Annotated in this window: 14 protein-coding genes; all 14 read right to left on the bottom strand. The window is 42.8% G+C overall.

Features of this window, described 5'->3' with window-relative positions; translation table 11 throughout:
* Positions 1-524 (bottom strand): hypothetical protein (locus LHW48_09915; GenBank protein ID MCB5260764.1); only part of this gene is annotated, 524 nt, incomplete at its 3' end.
* The gene (locus LHW48_09910) at positions 524-835 is read right to left on the bottom strand and encodes a septum formation initiator family protein (protein ID MCB5260763.1); all 312 of its coding nucleotides are present in this window, start codon (positions 833-835) and stop codon (positions 524-526) included. The genes LHW48_09910 and LHW48_09915, both read right to left, overlap by 1 nt.
* Positions 832-1,959, bottom strand: coding sequence for a DUF362 domain-containing protein (locus tag LHW48_09905; GenBank protein MCB5260762.1), 1,128 nt, complete (start codon positions 1,957-1,959; stop codon positions 832-834). The genes LHW48_09910 and LHW48_09905 overlap by 4 nt, the downstream gene beginning before the upstream one ends.
* Positions 1,959-3,131, bottom strand: a complete 1,173-nt coding sequence (locus tag LHW48_09900; protein MCB5260761.1) for a hypothetical protein — start codon at positions 3,129-3,131, stop codon at positions 1,959-1,961. The genes LHW48_09905 and LHW48_09900 overlap by 1 nt, the downstream gene beginning before the upstream one ends.
* An 11-nt stretch (positions 3,132-3,142) precedes the next feature.
* Positions 3,143-4,408 carry an adenylosuccinate synthase gene (locus LHW48_09895; GenBank protein MCB5260760.1) on the bottom strand — a complete coding sequence of 422 codons (1,266 nt, stop codon included), beginning with the start codon at positions 4,406-4,408 and terminating at the stop codon, positions 3,143-3,145.
* 277 nt (positions 4,409-4,685) lie between these two features.
* On the bottom strand, positions 4,686-5,249 hold the full coding sequence (locus LHW48_09890) for a nitroreductase family protein (protein ID MCB5260759.1): 564 nt from the start codon (positions 5,247-5,249) through the stop codon (positions 4,686-4,688).
* The gene (locus LHW48_09885) at positions 5,242-5,688 is read right to left on the bottom strand and encodes an NTP transferase domain-containing protein (GenBank protein ID MCB5260758.1); all 447 of its coding nucleotides are present in this window, start codon (positions 5,686-5,688) and stop codon (positions 5,242-5,244) included. Before LHW48_09885 ends, LHW48_09890 begins: the two co-directional genes overlap by 8 nt.
* 76 nt (positions 5,689-5,764) lie before the next feature.
* Positions 5,765-7,210 (bottom strand): pyridoxal-phosphate dependent enzyme, encoded by a 1,446-nt coding sequence (locus LHW48_09880; protein MCB5260757.1) that lies wholly within the window; start codon positions 7,208-7,210, stop codon positions 5,765-5,767.
* Between the two features lie 44 nt (positions 7,211-7,254).
* The gene (ygeW, locus tag LHW48_09875; protein MCB5260756.1) at positions 7,255-8,418 is read right to left on the bottom strand and encodes a knotted carbamoyltransferase YgeW; all 1,164 of its coding nucleotides are present in this window, start codon (positions 8,416-8,418) and stop codon (positions 7,255-7,257) included.
* Positions 8,419-8,451: 33 nt separating this feature from the next.
* A complete protein-coding gene (locus LHW48_09870) occupies positions 8,452-8,925 on the bottom strand; it encodes a (2Fe-2S)-binding protein (GenBank protein ID MCB5260755.1) in 474 nt (157 codons plus the stop codon).
* Positions 8,922-11,159 carry a xanthine dehydrogenase family protein molybdopterin-binding subunit gene (locus tag LHW48_09865; protein MCB5260754.1) on the bottom strand — a complete coding sequence of 746 codons (2,238 nt, stop codon included), beginning with the start codon at positions 11,157-11,159 and terminating at the stop codon, positions 8,922-8,924. The genes LHW48_09870 and LHW48_09865 overlap by 4 nt, the downstream gene beginning before the upstream one ends.
* Before the next feature lie 12 nt (positions 11,160-11,171).
* On the bottom strand, positions 11,172-12,158 hold the full coding sequence (locus LHW48_09860; protein MCB5260753.1) for a dihydroorotase family protein: 987 nt from the start codon (positions 12,156-12,158) through the stop codon (positions 11,172-11,174).
* The gene (locus LHW48_09855; GenBank protein ID MCB5260752.1) at positions 12,148-13,341 is read right to left on the bottom strand and encodes a pyridoxal-phosphate dependent enzyme; all 1,194 of its coding nucleotides are present in this window, start codon (positions 13,339-13,341) and stop codon (positions 12,148-12,150) included. The genes LHW48_09860 and LHW48_09855 overlap by 11 nt, the downstream gene beginning before the upstream one ends.
* A complete protein-coding gene (locus tag LHW48_09850) occupies positions 13,338-14,531 on the bottom strand; it encodes a YgeY family selenium metabolism-linked hydrolase (GenBank protein MCB5260751.1) in 1,194 nt (397 codons plus the stop codon). Before LHW48_09850 ends, LHW48_09855 begins: the two co-directional genes overlap by 4 nt.
* Positions 14,532-14,670 lie beyond the last annotated feature (139 nt).

Raw genomic sequence — 14,670 nt, 5'->3', positions numbered from 1 at the left:
TTCATTATTTGAAATCTGCAAATGTAGTACAAAGCATAAAAACTCAAATTGCTTTCTTCTATCTCCTGTTCCAATTCTTGTGCCAAAGCATTTGCGGCTGAAAAGTGTTTTATTTCTACATACAAATACAAAAGCTGCAATCTATCAAAAAGTTTTATAGTTGAAGCATCCTTACGAAAGTAGGCCGAAAGTACTGCTAAGGTCTGGGCAAAAAATGCAGAGTTTTCTAACACTGGCAAATGATTGGTTAGCACAAAGAACTTATACAGCTCTCCATCTCTGTGTTTCTTTTTTCTCTGAAGCACCTTGAAGACAGCATCAAAAAATACTGCGATTATTGCCTCAAAGCGTCGGGAATCTGGTATCATGTTTAGATGTTGGGATACTAGCAACGTAATTTCTTCTATCTGTTCGTCCCGATTGAGAGCATTTTTAACAAATAGATTGGTTGCTAATTTCTTGATTTCAGCTATTGCTTTAGGATTTATCTCGCTCATTTTTGTGATGTTGTATGTCTGAGCCATCAATCATCCTCTTTTGCAGGTACAAAACGAAACACTTTCTCTCCCGGTTTAGTAAGCCCATATTGCTCTCGTGCTGCTTTTTCGGCCGCTTCAGGATCAGTTTTTAGCCGTGCATTTTCGGTTGCCAAAGAATCGTTAACTGCTTTCAAACGTTCAGCTTCACTTTCCAAGCTTTCTACCTTGCGCCTCAATTGATAGGTATTCCAAAAGCTATTGCGACCCAAAATACCAATCCAAAGTAGCAAAAGTACTATCGCTAAAGTAAAAGCATAAGAAAACAGTTTGGGAAGATCTCCCGCCTTTTTCTTCATCGTACAAACCTTGCTGCCAAAAAGGACTTGTGAATATCTATTGCTTGAGTGGGGCACAACTCATGGCAACACATACACTTGATACAAACATCTTTATTGATGGCAGGAAATCCATTCTCTTGCCAGGTAATAGCCTTAACGGGGCACGAGCGTACACAAACTCCACAGCGAACGCAACGAGCACTGATTACAGGATAATGGTAATATGCTTTTCTAAAAAGATAGCGCACTCCTCGTGGCACATATTTGAGCCCCTCTTTCCGCATTTTTACTACCCGAATATCCGCATTAGGAATCCTGTAGTGTAAAAAACTGTGCGGTACATGAATTTGAGAGGGAAGGATCCCATCCATATGTAATGCAGCCCACAGATACGGTACGTCATTTACTGTAAAACCCATCATGCGGGAGGCAACCGTATCCAAAGCCGAAATGCTTTCTGAACCCATCAATAAGCCAAAATGTCGAACTGTGCCTGCTGAAGGACCCGCACCATCCATTCCCACAATTCCGTCGAGAATGTTATAAGTTATCTTCGCTCTACACAATCCATAGATTGCTATCAGAAGAGCTGCAAAGCTTTTTGTATCTGGATGCATTCTATGATATTCACTTTTTATCAACCCCGGCACCAAGCCATAAAGGTTTTTCAACGCTCCGGTAAAAGCCATCAATGAATGAGTTTTATACTTTGCCACATTGATTACGATTCCACATTTAAAGAGTGTTTCAGATATCTTTACCGGAATTCCCTCGTAATTCATCTCTCTATATTTTTCGGTTGATAGATTCACCAATTTGATCGGATACCGATCTGCCAAATCTTGCAATCCACAGACCTGCCATACTTTCTGTACCGATACTCCGCCGCCCGGGCTATCTCCTACCCATACTTCTTTTTTGTGTGCCAAAAAATAGCGGATAATAGCTTCCAAAACCGTTGGATGAGTAGTAACTGCTTGCTCTGGAGCATAAGCACCTAGAAGATTGGGTTTAATTAACACTCTCTTGCTGCGACGCAATTTGTTGTCTCTAAGAGCCGAAAACCAAGTATTAACTGCATCCTCCAACAACGGAAGCTCATATTTGTCGATTGCCCTTATTTGAACACCAGATTGCTTCATCAATCCTCCAGAAGCTTACTACTCATAAAAGTGTTCAATTTTATGCTTAAGCCCATATTGACTTGAGTTTGACGGTTTTCACCAATAATGCAATGCAAAAGCGAGACATTAATCTGACCGTGTTTAAAAAGGTAACCAAGCCCTGCCGTAAGAAAATGTTGATTGTTGTCTTTTACATCCAAACTGTTGGGTACATCCAACCAGAAAATTGAGGTGTCGGCATTGGCAGTAGTGTTTTCTGCTAACATCACCCTGCCATCCCATACATTAGATTTGAACATATATCCTGCACGTATAATATGGTTTTCTACTCTCTTTTCCGCTCCCAAATGAACACCATACCTGCTTGAAAACTTTTCATCTACTGCAGAATCATTTACAAAGCTAAAATCTCCCGATAAACGGTGTTGACCACTAGTGTAACTTAAGCCCGCATTCAGTTCTAATGGCAAAGGATATTCATATTTACCATATCGCAAATCCACATCAATCTTACCCGGCAATAATGCTGAGCCGCCCACCATCCATTTATCCTGTTTAAATAGAAAACCAGGTTGCATGCGAACTCTATAAACTGTATCGCTCACTTTGGCATAGCTGCGCAGAAAAATGGGATTGTAAAAATAATGTATTTGATTGTGTAATGCCATTCCCAAAGACACCTTATCCGTAAGCTTATAGTTGGCAACTGCACTAAACTGATGCAAGTAATATTTAGGCGATATTGCTACTATACTAGCTCCTTGATTGATCTCTATTATAAAATCTTCTAAGTAAATGCTTTTAGGATTGTTGTACATAGCGGCAATATTCCATTTTGAGTTTAGCGGCATGCTAAACCCAAAAACACCAAGTGGTGTTGGCGAAACATAATTGGCATTAAACTTAAGCTCATCTTCATTCTGAGGAGGCTTTATCCCAAATTCTATAAAAATATTCGCCGAATCTGCCGTCATAACTGCCGGATTAATTAAAGCAGAGTGGGCATTACTCAATACCGCCGCCCCAGTGTAGCCTCTTCCTGCTGCTTCAACCCCTAAATAGTTCCTAGAATATGTCTCATAAAACGGATTGGCAAATTGGGGTGCATTGAAGACCCAAAGAGTATCTGCCGATTGGGCAAAAATCCCCACCGCTATAATCAGCATAAAAATAATAAGGCACTGTTTCATGATTCTCTCATCTATCCTTTATTGATAACAAAGGTTTGATTGCGTTCTTTCCCCACCGATACTATCTTGATGGGTTTTTCCAACAGATCTTCAATCGCTTCCAAGTATATTCTTGCGTTTTGGGGTAAAGATTTCACCGACCTAGCTTTATTTAAGTTCTGGTCCCACCCTTCTAAGCTAACATACATAGGCTCTATCTTTTCCCAATCAAGCGGATGTGATGGAGGTTCGGTTAGCACTCTGTTTTTTAACTTGTAGCCCATGCAGATCTTAAGCTCTTCTATTCCAGACAACACATCTAATAGGGTTATGGCAAGCTTATCGATTGTATTTAGCTTGATGGTGTGAGCAGCTAGAACGGCATCGAAATATCCTATTCGTCTTGGTCTTCCAGTGGTTGCTCCAAATTCGTTTCCTTGTTTGCGTATCTTCTGTGCAATATCATCGCTTATTTCGGTGGGGAATGGTCCTTCACCTACTCGAGTGGCATAAGCCTTGAATACGCCCAAAACTTCATCCAGACACCGTGCCGAAAAACCGGTTCCAATTCCCACTGCATCTACTATTGTATTGGATGAAGTAACATAGGGATATGTACCCCAACTACGGTCCAACATGCTGCCCTGAGCCCCTTCAAAGATGATTTTGGCTCCTTGTATATTTGCCTCGTGCAATAAGTTACCGGTTTGACAGCTATATTTTCGTAAAAATTTCCAACATTCTTCCAACTGCCGAATAAGTTCCGCAATTTCCGATGCTTCTTCCTGGTGCTTGTGATACAGATACAGTTCCTGTATTCTTCTTTTTAAATAGCGATGATGAGCCAAATCTATCAAACGAATTCCTACTCTGGCAGTGAGATCCGCATAAGCAGGGCCTATACCGCGTCCTGTAGTACCAATCTTTGCGCTTTTAAGCTGTTTTTCAGAACTTAGATCCAAGTGTTTGTGCAATGGCAATACAATTCCGGTACGCTCGTCTATAAACAAACGATGGTTAAAAGTGATTCCGGCGGCTTCCAAAGCCATAATTTCTGCTACCAACGCAAAGGGATCGATAACAAGTCCGGAGCCAATAACACATTTAGTGTGTGGATACAAAATACCAGAGGGAACAGTATGAAAAACATACTTCTTTCCCTTTACAACTATAGTATGTCCGGCATTGCTTCCTCCTTGAAAACGAACCACATAATCGGCATCGCTTCCCAAATAGTCAACAATCTTCGCCTTTGCCTCATCACCCCACATGCAGCCCAAAACGGCAATAGCAGGCATTGTAAACTCCACATTTCTTTAGAACTTCATGATAAAATCTAAGACTTCTTTTGTCAATGCAAATCTTAACAATGGTTCCAGTCTCGGGTGGCTTTTGTATCCAAATATCTTACGAGCTGATCCTATCTAAAGAGATATCCTCTAGCCAATGCTTACCCCATTGGGTAAACTATGCTAAACCCATGCTTTAGGCAGACATAATCCTATACGCACAGGAGAATGTCTGGACAAACATAGCGTAAAGTTAGCTTGATCCGGAGGGTAAAAAAAGGCTAGTCTATCGACTGGAAAAATAAGTAACCATGTCCTCAATGGCTTGTCGCTTCTTGCTTCCGGCAACACCAGATATAGTCTTGCTATATAAGCTCTTATCATCTTTGGGGTAGCCAAAAGGAGAAAAGGCTACAATCCGCCAAGACTTGGGAATGTTGAGATATTTTGCCAGAGCTTTCTCCGAAAATGCAGCCATCCAACAAGAACCTATACCCATCTCCCAGGCACATAACATCATCTGCTGAAAAGAGATAGCGATATCTACCAAATAATAGTCCTGGTTGTTGATGCGTAAATTTTTCTTGCTTTCAGCACAGGCGATTATTACACAGGGAGCACTTTTAACAAAGAAATTACTAAGCCCAATTAATCCTGTATGCTTCACAAAGGCTTTTACTTCATTTGACTCCCTTATTACAATGTATCGCCAAGGTTGACGGTTTTGAGCAGAAGGAGCCAACCTTCCAGCTTCCAAGATTTTGTCCAAAGCGGCATTGGGAATTGGATCCGAGCAATAATCACGTATGCTATGGCGCGTGCTAATAAGCTCCATAAAATCTTTATCCATGTATTTCTCCACTTTCCAAAAAACGGTCGAGATCGTCCTTCGTATTTATGTTTTGTAATATGCCCTGATCTTCTACAGCCACGATCATGGTTCCCACACCGCTGTGGCGTAAGACTTCCCTTAATGTTTCGTATACGGGATTGTGGATATCCAAATCTGAAGGTATGATAATTGGATGTCCGCGCCTGCCACGATATTCCGGTTTGATAATGCAATCCGGATTTTGCATGGCATATTCCACCAGTATTTGCACCGTGTTACTTTGCACAAAAGGATGGTCAACCGGCCAGATAATCAGATGGGAAGGAATATCTGTCATATTTTTAAGTGTTTTACGCAACGAATCCAACATGGATGGAGTATCCAAGCTCTTGGCAAGGATAATGTTGTGGAGGCCGGAATCTAAAAGATTGCGGCTTATTCTTTGTGAAAAAAGCAAACCATCCACCTTCGCTTCAGACTTGGGCATGCCGAAGCGATTGCCCTTGCCTGAAGCGAGAATGATGGCACAAAAATTAGAGAGCGTTAAATTCCTCAATTGCTTTATCGAGCTCGTCTAAGTTATCTTCAAAGGTTTCGGTCCAATACTCCGGTTCCCACTGTTTAAGGATTTCTTCGTAGGTTTTTCCTTGTTGCTCTACCCAAGTGTAGTATTTCAAGTTGTGGATGCGTTTTTGATCTTGATAGCTGAGTTCCAAGAAGTTATCATAGCTCTGAGCCCTAATGCAGCCTTCCAAATCCAGAGCGGCTTGAAGCTCACTATAAGCACCTTTATCGGCATTCTGTTCTGCTATCCTGCTTTCATACATTTCGGCTGAATCCGTAAAGCAGGTAAAGATAACATCATCTTCGTTATACTCAAAATACTTGGCCATTTTGATGCATGCCAATAGATTGCCAATAGAAGATATACCCAAAAGTGGTAGATCGTTTACAACGGATTCGCTAACACCTTGTGCAATAAGGGATTTTTTGCCTTCCTCTTCGTTAAAGAGGCGCAGTAATCTCATACAATCTTCATCTCTGATGGCAGCAACGGCATCGGTATGACGTACGTTATGTATCCATGGAACATGCTTGTCTCCAATTCCCTCAATGCGATGACCCCCAAAGCCATTATTGAGAAGAGTGGGGCATTCAAAAGCTTCTGCAGCAGTGGTTTTCATCAAAGGATGAATGCGTTTTAAATAGTCTCCTGCTGCTATTGTGCCTGCTGAACCAGTAGCGCTTACATATCCGGATAAGCGATTTTTGGGTCTCTTAATCATATCATACACTTCTTCAATGGCATTTCCGGTTAAGTGGTAATGCCAGAAAGAATTGCCAAATTCATCAAATTGATTTAGAATAACATATTGAGGATCGGGACGCAATTCTGCGCACTTATCGAATATCTCTTTTACATTCGATTCGCATCCGGGAGTGGCATATACCTCAGCCCCAATTTCATGCAACCAATCAAAACGTTCTTTACTCATCTCCTCAGGAAGGATTGCTACAGCAGGACAAGCTAATAATGCACAGTCAAAGGCCCCTCCACGACAGTAGTTCCCAGTAGATGGCCAAACCGCTTTATGAATTTCAGGATCGAATGAGCCGCTCACTAGAATTGGGGCAAGACAACCATAAGCAGCGCCTACTTTGTGGGCACCGGTGGGAAAATATTTGCCAACAAGTCCTATTATTCTAGCTTTCACCCCGGAAATTTCAGGAGGAATCTCCAAAAAGTTGGGCGCACCAAAAAGCCCTGTTTCTATGTTGTTTTTCCAAGTGATCCGAAACAAATTTAAGGGGTTGATATCCCACAAGCCAATAGGTTTTAACCTATCCTTAATCTCTTGGGGAATGGTTTCAGGGTACATCTGTTGTTTAATAGTGGGAAGAATTATTCCCCTTTGTTTGCACCTTGCAGCGTTTTTGGCTGCTATTTTTCTGTCGATCTTTGTAATAAGTTTTGGCATTTATTCTCCTAATATTATATTATTTCTATTTTTTCGTGGTGATGCTAAATAAAGGATTTTAGCTTGCCTGCCACATCTTTGATTTTGCTGTTGAAGATCATGGATGCAATAACAAAAGGCTTGTAACCCGCTTCCTGATATGTGTGCAGGCGGTAACGTTCAAATACGCTTTTTGCCACTTCACCATGTGTACAGCTTACGTCACTAATATCTGCCGGCAAACAGTGCTCGTACAGAGCATTACCGTTTTTAGTTAGTTTCATCATGGCTTCGGTGCATTCCCAATCCATGTGACGCTTGTTTTCCGCTAAACAATGCTGTTCCAAATCCTTAAGTCCCTGTTTATCGGATTGTTTTAGCAATTCAGTGCGCTTCTGCATTACTGCCATTGGCGCCCAAGATTTGGGGTATACAACATCGGCATCCCTAAAAGCTTGAGCCATATCGTGTACGTGGGTAAAACTGCCTCCGCTCTCTTTGGCAAAAGAAGCAGCACTATCTAAGGTTTCCGGTAAAAGGTCATAGCCCTCGGGATGAGCTAAAACCACATCCATCCCAAAACGGGTCATCAGGTTAATCACTCCTTGTGGAACCGATAGAGGCTTGCCGTAAGAAGGGGAATATGCCCAACTCATAGCAATTTTCTTGCCCTTCAAAGCTTCCCATCCGCCAAAATAATCCTTTAGCTTTAATAAGTCTGATAAGCTCTGTGTGGGGTGATCTAAGTCGCATTGCAAATTCACCAGTGCCGGGCGTTGTGCTAAAACTCCATTATTAAAGCCTTCACTTACTGCATCGGAAACTTCTTTCATGTATGTATGCCCTTCCCCTGGATACATATCGTCTCTTATGCCAATCACTTCCGTTAAGAAAGAAATCATGTTTGCAGTCTCACGCACAGTTTCGCCATGAGCTATTTGAGATTTAACCTCGTCCAGTTCTGAAAGAGCAAGCCCCAAACCATTTACCGCAGAAGCAAAGCTGAAGCGGGTTCGAGTACTATTATCTCTAAAAATCGATATAGCTAAGCCGTAGTCAAAGATTTTCCATGGCTTCTTCGCTTTATGCAACAACTGTAAAATCTCGGCAACCAGCATTACAGCTTTCAAGTTGTCTACACTGTTTTCCCATGTAAGAAGGAAATCCTTTCCATGCAAACTGGAACTGATATTTTCCAACTCTTGGAGTCTTTTTGTTATTTCTTGCATTATATTAACCTCTATATTTAAGTATTGTAATATTTAGTGCTTTGGGGTCGGATACATCTGCTTTGCCGCAAGTTCCACTGCATCTACTATTTGCTGATATCCGGTGCAACGACACAAATTGCCCTTAAGTGCTTGACGTATCTCTTCCCTAGAAGGATGGTGGTTCTTAAGCAATAAAGCCAGTGCCGAGAGTACCATGCCAGGAGTGCAAAAACCACACTGGATGGCACCTGCATCCATAAAAGCCTGTTGTAGAGGGTGCAAACTTCCATCTTCTAAAGCAATGCCCTCTATGGTAACAACCTTGCTGCCTTCAACATCTTTGAGAGTGAGCTTACAACTTCGCTTTGCTTCACTATTCACCAATACTGTGCAAGATCCACATACGCCAATATTGCAGCCAATCTTGGTTCCAGTTAACATAAGGTCCTCTCGCAACCATTCCGAGAGCTTCTTGTCTTTTAGTTCATTGCCAATCTCATAGTTAATTCCGTTTACAGTAATCATTGTTTCCTCATCTTTATAGGCTGATCTGTATAGCGCTTTCCGGTAGCTCGATAGATGGCGTTGGCAATTGCGGGAGCAGTGATCTCCAATGTAGGCTCGCCGATTCCCTTGGCTTTCGAAGGAGAGGTAGGATCCGGATTCTCTACTATTATAGCCGTCATTTCTGGTAGATCTGTGGCACGCATAATGCGGTATTGATGGAAATTTGTGGGAATTACAGCACCATCTTTTAGCGGGACTTCTTCAAATAGTCCATATCCGGCACCTGTTGCCATACCGCCGTAGAACTGACCCTTAACCATCTCGCGATTGATTGCCTTGCCTACATCATGAGCCGCCACTATATTTAAAAGCGTTACTTTACCTGTCTTGGGCTCTACTTCAAGTTCTACAGCCTGACAGCCATATACCCAAGTAAAGTACGCATCGCCGTGTCCAGTTTCTTCATCCCAACTTACCCTAGGGGCTTGAAACACTCCAAACGCATAAGGATATATCTGTTTACTGTAACAAAGACCTATGGCTTCATTCCAAGTGCATATCACTTGCCCTTCATCATCCAGAATACTTTCCTTCTCAAAGCTTGCTGCATTGCGCTGCATGTAAGTTTTAAGCGTCTCCGATATGATGTCTTTAAGAATGCGAGCTGCATTGGTTGTTGCCCCACCGCCCAAAAGCGTCCCTCGCGAGGCAACGGTAGTCCCTCCATCGGGTATATTTGAGGTCGAGGGCATGCGGTAACGAATGCGGGATATGGGCAAACCTAATTCTTCCGCAGCAATCAGCATCATTACGCTTTCTGCACCTTGACCGTTTTCATGCACTCCCGTCTCTAAGAGTACGCTGCCATCTGGTTGAACGTTTATTATGGCGCTGTTAAAATCTACTCCCTCAGCACCTAAACTCATACCCCGATAAGAGATAGCAAAGCCTATACCATACCATGTGTCCTGCTTGGTATCTCCGTAGCTGCAATGTTTACGCTTATTTTTATAGTCAATTTCTTTTAGAACTTTGTCCATCACTTCGCCAAGCGAGACTTTATGAGTATTGAGTACCTGATTGGTTACAGTGGTCGAGCCCTGTTTCACCATATTTATTCTGCGAAACTCCAATTCGTCCAGGCCCAGTTTTTCGGCAGCCATCTCAACCAATTGCTCAATTGCCCAATTCACTTGTGGAGAACCAAAACCTCGAAAAGCTCCAGTAAAAACATTATTTGTATATACTCCATATACATCGCAATGCACATTGGGCACTTCATAACACCCACAACACTGCACCGTAGATCTCCATGTAACCCATGGGGTAACACTGCAATAAGCCCCACTATCAGCTACCATGCGAACTTTTACAAACACTATCTTGCCGTCTTTGTTCAGACCCATTTTGTATTGCATTCTATAGGGATGACGTTTATAGCTTTCACGCATGCTCATTTCACGACTGTAGGTTAGTTTTACCGGGTGCTTAGTAAGGTAGGCGCATAGTGCGGTGCGAGCACAAACTAAGGCAGCGGTATCATCTTTACCTCCAAATCCTCCACCCATTGGCACTGTTTTTACCTCTACATCTTTGAGCTCAAAGCCCAAAGTGGAGGCTACAAAGCGTCTGGTGCTAAAAGGGTGTTGCATGCTGCCAATCACTTCCATCACTCCATCAGGACGCATATGGCACAGCGAAGCTTCCGGCTCCATGTACGCATGTTCAATGCGAGATGTATTGAACTCTTGTTCAAGTACAATATCAGCTTCTTGTTCCCCCTGTCGAATATCTCCGGTTCTTACCCGATGGTAATTGCATAAATTGCTTCCATACTCAGGATTGATAAGATTAGCTTTGGCTAGCAATGCTTCTTCTGGATCATACAAGGGAGACAAGTTTTCCAGCTCCAATTCTATTGCTTGAACTGCTGCTTGAGCTTGGTTACGGGAATTTGCTACCACCAATGCCACAACATCGCCAGTAGTGCGGATTCTCTTATGCACCAAGGTGGGATAGTCTTTGATAATTTGCCCAAACTTGATACTGCCCGGAATATCGGCAGCGGTAATAATTTTCACCACTCCTGGCATCGCACATGCTTTATCTACATTGATTTTTTTGATCACTGCACTTGCCACCGGCGCATGAAGCGGTACGGCATGCAACATTCCCTGCATGGTATAATCATCCGTATACTTAGCTTTACCGGTAACTTTGGCATAGGCATCGTTACGAAATGCTTTAGTCATAGTACTTCCTGTTTAATATGTTAGATTCATCAGTTTTGCGGGATTTATACGGGTTAGTTGGTCAAGCATATCGCAGCCAATCTTTCCAGTATCTACCAAAGCTTTATGCATCGAGGAAAATAGGTATTCTATGCCGGCAATGCCGCAAGGTACTTTTTCCAAGATATCTTGATAGCGGTCTTTATCGGCTACAGTAAAGGCACAATGGTCGCTTGCTAAAATGTCGAACACCTGATCTTGCACAAGCTCCACCAGCATCCCGCGTGATGCTTCACTTCTGAAGGGAGGCGTACAGATCCACCGATGTGCATTCTTTTCCATAAATTTGCTTTCATTATACAGCAGATAGTGAGGCGCTGTTTCACAGGTTATCTCTGCAAAATTAAGTTTAGCTTCCTTGATAAGCAGTGCTGCCCGTGATGAGGATACATGCACTATATGAACTGGATGACGGTGTTTAACAGCCAGGTCTAATACTTTTTCCACTGCTCGTATCTCTGCCAGTTCTGGCCTGCGAAGGCAATGATCGTGAGGATGAGTGAATGGGTAACGTTTTGAGTATTCTTGAATGGTATCGTCATCCTCGCAGTGGATCAATATTCTTGTTCTTGAGTTTTCAAGAGCTTGCATCCACAGCTCTATCTGCTGGTAAGAACTGTACAAGCCAGCATTGCGATAGGTGCTGTAAAGTTTAAGATCTGTCTTTGCTCCCAATAGCGGAATAGTATCTTCCACTTTGCTATGCACGGGGCTTAAATGCCAGAATACATCTCCTTCAAATTCGCGTTTGGCAGTTTCTTGCATGTTTATAAATTTATCTTTGAGGCATGAGTTCTCTTCTTCGGTTACAAATACTCCGATAGACCCAAGCACAGCTTGTTTGCGGCAATCACTCATGCGCAATTTATTCAGATCGGCAAAGCTATCTCTCAGGCGATAACCGCCGATGCGCTCGCCCACATGAACATGGAAGTCGTGATACACGAACTCATTCGGCAAATTTCACCGCCTGTATATCCTTGAGTCCATGACCGGTAAGCATCAATACTACGTTTGCCTTATCTTGAATTTTGCCCAATTCTCTACAACTGAAATAAGCTGCCAAAGTAGCGGCTGAAGAAGGCTCGCAGAAAATGCCGCTACGCTCGGCAAGCATCTTTTGTGCAGCCAATATTTCTGCATCACTTACTCGAATACCAAAACCTTCAGATTCTTTTATTGCTCTTACAGCCAAATGCGCTGCTGATGGTGTTTTTACAGATATAGAATCTGCAATTGTTGCTGGTTGGCGGGCATCCTCATAATTTCCGTTTTCCCAATATGAGGTTATGGCATCGGAGCTTTCTGCTTGTGCTGCAACCAAAGCCGGCAATTTTTCGATAAGACCTGCCAGTTTAAGATCCTTAAACGATTTTGCCAATCCAGATAGAATAACACCATCTCCTGTAGGCACAAACACGTAATCCGGCATGGCAGGCATTTGAACAAACAATTCCATACCAGCAGTTTTCTTTCCCTCAATTGTAAATGGATGATATGCGGTATTTCGGTTTAAGCATTCATGCTCTTGAGAATACTCCATAGCTGCCGCAAACGCATCGTCGTAAGTGCCATCTACCAAATGCAGATCGGCACCATGAACTTTTATCTGAACAAGCTTTGCCATAGGTGCCGAAGATGGGGCAAAGATCACAGCCTTAATCCCCGCAGCGGCACTAATTGCCGCCAAAGAAGATGCCGCATTGCCAGTGGAAGCAGTCACGATCTCTCGAATTCCCAATCTTTTTGCTTCTGCTACTACTAAGTGTGAAGCCCTATCTTTGTAAGAACCGGATGGATTTGAGCCATCAAATTTAAGATACAGCAACTCTCCCGAAAGGCTTTGCGTACATACCAAAGGGGTTTTACCAACAGGTAAATTGGGATAGTATTCTTTTTCCAGTGGGCTAAATAGTTGGCATAATTCTTCCATCCGCTTACATTCGTGTGCATCTGGAAAAGCAATATTAAACTCATCCCAAGCACGGGCAATAGCATCATATTCATAGCTGCATTCCAGAATGCCGCGCAAAGGCATGCCAACATGATACTCTGCACTGCATTTTGGACACAGATAGATCAGTTTATCCGGAAGATATTCTGCATTACATTCTGTGCAGATATATTTTGAAAAGTAGGTCATTTTCCCAATTGATGGATTAGGGCAGCATAAAATGCAGCCGCTTCTGTTAGGTGTTCGATGGGTGTTGCCTCATTGGGAGCATGGGCATACACTTCGTTTCCGGGTCCCAAACCGATACAAGGGATCTTATGCATCCCCGCTATTGCCACTCCATTGGTAGAGAAAGTCCATTTATCTACTTTTGGTTTGCGGGATAGAGTGTTTTCATAGGCTGCTTCGGCGGCTTTCACCCAAACTGAATCTACTGGAGTTACCCACGTAGGGAAGTATTTCTCGGTAGGATACACCAAACCTGTATATGCAGCTTCTTCATACATTAGTACTTCAATCCTGGCATCCGGATGTCCTGCTAAACGGCAAGCTTCCTGAACTTCCGCTACCGCACTGTCTTTGGTTTCACCCCAAGTTAGGCGTCGATCCAAATGAATGCGTGCACTATCGGGAACAGCGCATTGTGAAGGTCCTGTAAAATATACTTCGGTTACCGTTACAGAGCCTTTCCCCAGAAACTCATCATAATGCAAGCGTTCATGTAGCTTTTCAATTTCCAAAGCAATTCGAGATATCTTATAAATGGCGTTATCGCCACGCTCTGGCGCACTTCCATGACATGAAAGCCCTTTCACGTGAACCTGCATTTCCATTCTACCACGATGTCCACGATATATATTCATATTGGTAGGTTCGGTAATAACTACCATCTCCGGTGTGATTTTATCTTCTTTGATGATGTATTGCCAGCAAAGCCCATCACAATCCTCTTCCATCACTGTTCCAGTAAAGAATATGGTAAATCCTTCTTGCAATCCCAGATCCTTAATGATGCGACCGGCGGTTACCATGCTTGCCATTCCACCTTCTTGATCTACGGTACCCCTGCCCCAAACTTTGCCATCTTTTATGTGGGCATCGAAAGGATCAAAATCCCATAGCGAACGGTCGCCGGGGTATACAGTATCGATATGAGCATCGAAGGCAATAACTTTGGGGCCGTTACCAATACGGCCAATTACATTACCTAAAGGATCCACAAATACTTCATCAAAGCCCGCAGATTCCATCTCTTTTTTGATGCAATCTATTACTTCCTTTTCTTTTGTGGAAAATGCAGGTATACGCACCATATCCATTAAGAAGCGAGTGGTAACCTGTTCATAAGCCTTTGCTTTTTCAAAAATCTCTTTATACATGTTCTCCTTCCTTATCTGTCTATTAAAATCGTTCCCAAAGTAACTTGGCAAGTTGGCGGCTTTCGGTGCGCAGCTCAGCTTCGTCTATGCCCAATAACAGCTCGCCACCCCACATCAGGAAATCTCCGTTTACTATTGT

This window comes from Candidatus Cloacimonadota bacterium (genome assembly GCA_020532355.1).
Lineage (GTDB): Bacteria > Cloacimonadota > Cloacimonadia > Cloacimonadales > Cloacimonadaceae > UBA5456.
The sequence above is the reverse complement of the archived record's forward strand: the minus strand, read 5'-3'. Positions and strand labels throughout refer to the sequence as shown.

Bases quoted from the DNA above. Each gene is read 5' to 3' on its own strand.
- LHW48_09910 (MCB5260763.1), bottom strand. From the start codon at position 835: ATGAAGAAAAAGGCGGGAGATCTTCCCAAACTGTTTTCTTATGCTTTT.
- LHW48_09905 (MCB5260762.1), bottom strand. From the start codon at position 1,959: ATGAAGCAATCTGGTGTTCAAATAAGGGCAATCGACAAATATGAGCTT.
- LHW48_09900 (MCB5260761.1), bottom strand. From the start codon at position 3,131: ATGAAACAGTGCCTTATTATTTTTATGCTGATTATAGCGGTGGGGATT.
- LHW48_09895 (MCB5260760.1), bottom strand. From the start codon at position 4,408: ATGCCTGCTATTGCCGTTTTGGGCTGCATGTGGGGTGATGAGGCAAAG.
- LHW48_09890 (MCB5260759.1), bottom strand. From the start codon at position 5,249: ATGGATAAAGATTTTATGGAGCTTATTAGCACGCGCCATAGCATACGT.
- LHW48_09880 (MCB5260757.1), bottom strand. From the start codon at position 7,210: ATGCCAAAACTTATTACAAAGATCGACAGAAAAATAGCAGCCAAAAAC.
- ygeW (MCB5260756.1), bottom strand. From the start codon at position 8,418: ATGCAAGAAATAACAAAAAGACTCCAAGAGTTGGAAAATATCAGTTCC.
- LHW48_09870 (MCB5260755.1), bottom strand. From the start codon at position 8,925: ATGATTACTGTAAACGGAATTAACTATGAGATTGGCAATGAACTAAAA.
- LHW48_09865 (MCB5260754.1), bottom strand. From the start codon at position 11,159: ATGACTAAAGCATTTCGTAACGATGCCTATGCCAAAGTTACCGGTAAA.
- LHW48_09855 (MCB5260752.1), bottom strand. From the start codon at position 13,341: ATGACCTACTTTTCAAAATATATCTGCACAGAATGTAATGCAGAATAT.
- LHW48_09850 (MCB5260751.1), bottom strand. From the start codon at position 14,531: ATGTATAAAGAGATTTTTGAAAAAGCAAAGGCTTATGAACAGGTTACC.